Below are 2,573 nucleotides of genomic sequence, written 5' to 3' on the forward strand. Positions count from 1 at the left end.
CCCGCGCCGTCTTTTCCGGCCAGCAGTTCTTCCTTGGGGCGCACCTCTACCGAGCGGAAAAGGCCGAGACCGCGAAGCTGGTTGGCGTAGTCGTCCATACGTTCTGTATCCCACGGCTCATCGCCGGGAATCCAGGGGGTCAGCCGCTGCAGGTAGGCAGCGTTGACGCCCTTGTTGCCCGTCACGTCCACGCTGCCCATAAGGGCAGGCGGGCCTGGATTTATGCTGATATCGGCATTGACCTGTTTTTTTTCGGAATCAAGCGTGTAGCGGGCCTGGATGACAGCGGCCAGGGGATAGCCCTGGGTATGCAGCTTTTCGGGCAGGGCCTCCACCGCGCTCAGCAGGGTGTCGGCCACAACGGGTTTGCCCACGTCAACGCCGGGCAGCACTGCGGGAAAGGACGGCGGGGGAACAGGTTCGGTTTGCAGCCCCCAAAAGCCCACTTCGCGCTGCCGGTTTTTGAAAGGGGCAGGCACGTCCGGAACCGGCTCGTAGGTTACGTCGGCCCGGCCAAGGGTATAGCGCGGCCCTGCCACAAGGGTCAGCGTGACGCGCAGGGGCTTGGCCTCCTCATCAAAGCTGAAAGAGGCAGATCCTTCATAGTAGCACTGGGAATGCAGAAGGCGCACGGCCGTATCCACATCGGCGCGGGCGCGGCGTTCCAGGGCAAGCATGCTGTCGGGCGGCTCGTTGGTGAGCTGCGCCAGCTGGCTTACGGATTTCATCTTGCCTTCAAGGGAAGACGGGCCGTCCTCTACCTTGATGCGCAGGGAATAAGGTACGGGGTCGCCGCGCCATGCGGCTTCAAGGGATTCCTGCTCCTGTGCCTGATCAGACATGGCGTCATCAGGCTTGGGCTTAAAAAGGCCGCAGCCCCCGAGGCACAACGCCAAAAGCAGCAGCAACAGGCAGCGTAATATCCCGTGGCCCGAATTATCGGGCATACGAAAGAACACGGTGCATTCAGAGTGGAAGGAATTCAGGGACTTTTTGGAGGGTACAACACACATGGCGACAATATACGCCCTATGCGCGGCCTTAGCAAGAAACATTCGCATAATATATATCTGTATTGCGGGCTGTATTGCGAGCAAAACCGTATGGCTGCGGCCAGCGCACGTTCCATTGCTTGGCAAAGCGGCGCGCCCCTGCTACTACTTGTGCCATGCCCGGCGTCTGCCGGAACCCGCCGCGGGTTCCACCTGGCGGCAACGTATGGAGAACATGTATGAATTACGATCTCTGCCTGCATATTGACAGCAATGAGCCTGCCATCCTGAAACTGGTGCTGAAAAATGCGGCCAATTATATCAAGGGGCTGCCCGGCGAACGCTTTCAGCTCGTGGTGGTTGCCAATGGCCCTGCCGTTAATCACTTTACCCGCAAAAACGAAGAATTCCGTGCAGTGGCCGCGCCCCTCCAGGATCAGGGGCTGCGTATCCTGCTTTGCGCCAATGCCTTGGCCGACAACAATATAAGCCACGAGGACATCTGGCCCGGCTGTGATGTTGTCCCTGCCGGTCTGGTGGAAATAGTGCGCCTGCAGCGCGAAGGCTTTGCCTACATCAAGCCCTGACGCTTCAGTGTCGACTAGGGCAGATTAACTTTGAGAATATACATTCTCAAAGTTTAAGACACGCTCGCTTCGCTGCTTAACCGCGCAAGCAAATAGCTCTGCTGTCTTCGCGGCAGTCGTTGGCGAGCCTGCGAGCCTTACGAATGGCGACAGTGGTTGTGTGGAAACAAACCGCTCGTTACACATGGTGTCTGCAAGCGTAATTTCCCGCGTTACAACTCCTGAAGCATCCGTAACTTCCTTTGCCGTAACGGCTGAAGCTGCGCTTGCATCTTTGCGGCGGGCGACTGCCCACGCAGCCGCCAGAGCAATTTCAAAGTGAAATTGCTCTGGCGCAGGTTCACCCTGAAACGCAGTCCGTTTCCAAAGTTGTTTGACGCTCCTTCCGGCTCCCGGCCTCGCAAACAACCCGCGCTGCCGTCTTTATGCACGGTTTTCGCGTATTGGCGAAAGCTGTGCCTGCCCCGCCCGCAACATATGCGCGCGAACTGCCGAAGCGTTCGCAAATTCAACGTGCCTGACGCCCGGTAATCCGTCATGCCCGATGTGCGGCCCATGCGCAGATACGGCGCACAGCCGGAAAACGCCCGGAATACGGCCGGAATACGGCCGGAATCACGGACGTCCGCCCTATTCCACGACAAAATCCGTAAAGAACACCCGGATAACGCGCTGCGCGCCCAAAATCTGGTTGATGCGCGCCGCCACTTCGGCCTTGAGCAGCACCTTGCCGTCAGGGGTGGCTATATCGGCATAACTCTTGCCTGCCAGCAACATGATGATGGCATCCCGGATACGGGCATTATTGGCCTGAAGGGCCGCCGACACGTCGGCGTTCACCTCCACTTCCATGCCCATCTTGAGATAGCGCCGCCCCGAAGCGTCCGCCAGATTGACGGTAACAGGGGGCAGCGGCAGCACCATGCCCCCGCTGCGGGGCAGGTCGCTCTGCCGTTCAATGCGTACATCCGAACCCGGGGCAGACTGGCCGCCG

2 protein-coding genes and 1 pseudogene are annotated in these 2,573 nt (G+C 59.3%); 1 reads left to right on the forward strand and 2 read right to left on the reverse strand.

Annotated elements, in window-relative coordinates:
• Positions 1 to 842 (reverse strand): annotated as a pseudogene (locus V6C07_RS03105) (autotransporter assembly complex protein TamA); the annotation flags it as partial.
• Between the two features lie 389 nt (positions 843 to 1,231).
• On the opposite strand from V6C07_RS03105, the gene V6C07_RS03110 reads away from it, so the two are divergent.
• Positions 1,232 to 1,579, forward strand: coding sequence for a DsrE family protein (locus tag V6C07_RS03110; RefSeq protein WP_333534917.1), 348 nt, complete (start codon positions 1,232 to 1,234; stop codon positions 1,577 to 1,579).
• Positions 1,580 to 2,209: 630 nt separating this feature from the next.
• On the opposite strand, the gene V6C07_RS03115 is transcribed toward V6C07_RS03110, so the two are convergent.
• Positions 2,210 to 2,573 (reverse strand): flagellar basal body-associated FliL family protein (locus tag V6C07_RS03115; RefSeq protein WP_333534918.1); only part of this gene is annotated, 364 nt, incomplete at its 5' end.

The sequence above is a fragment of the Desulfovibrio sp. 1214_IL3152 genome (genome assembly GCF_036763055.1).
Classification (GTDB): Bacteria; Desulfobacterota; Desulfovibrionia; order Desulfovibrionales; family Desulfovibrionaceae; genus Desulfovibrio.

Bases quoted from the DNA above. Each gene is read 5' to 3' on its own strand.
- V6C07_RS03110 (WP_333534917.1), top strand. From the start codon at position 1,232: ATGAATTACGATCTCTGCCTGCATATTGACAGCAATGAGCCTGCCATC.